A 466-nucleotide genomic window follows, 5' to 3' on the forward strand; every position below is an offset into this window, starting at 1 on the left:
GCACCCTGTTACAAAAAAACACTCTTCTATTCTTGATAATCTCACTTCAAGAGAGATACAGATAGCAGAGTTCATAAGAGAAGGAAAGACCAGCAAAGAGATAGCCGAAATTCTCAGTGTAACCAAGAAGACCGTGGACTTCCACAGGGCGAATATCCGAAAGAAACTTCCCATAAAAGACAATAAAGTGAACCTGAGATCGTATCTGCTTTCTCATCAATGATTTCTGATATACTCCAGCTAGACGGAAAGGAGGCGATTCTTCTGAAAGCGATCAGGTTTCCTTTAATACTCTTAATAGTTGTCCTTTCTTCGGTTCTGATTTTTGGTCGGGCTGTCGATACTACTCAACGCCGTTATTGATAGAGAAGTCTCGTTCATGAGTGAAGGCGGTTTGAACCGCGGGATTATCTCACTGCTTGTAACAGAACTCCCGGATATACCCTTGAGTTTATCACTTAATCTT

Annotated in this window: 1 protein-coding gene; it reads left to right on the forward strand. The window is 41.4% G+C overall.

All coding sequences use genetic code 11. The features are described 5' to 3' along the window. Positions 1 to 223 (forward strand): helix-turn-helix transcriptional regulator (locus tag B3N33_RS12510; protein ID WP_292593520.1); only part of this gene is annotated, 223 nt, incomplete at its 5' end. Positions 224 to 466 lie beyond the last annotated feature (243 nt).

The sequence above is a fragment of the Mesotoga sp. UBA5825 genome (genome assembly GCF_002432955.1).
GTDB lineage: Bacteria > Thermotogota > Thermotogae > Petrotogales > Kosmotogaceae > Mesotoga.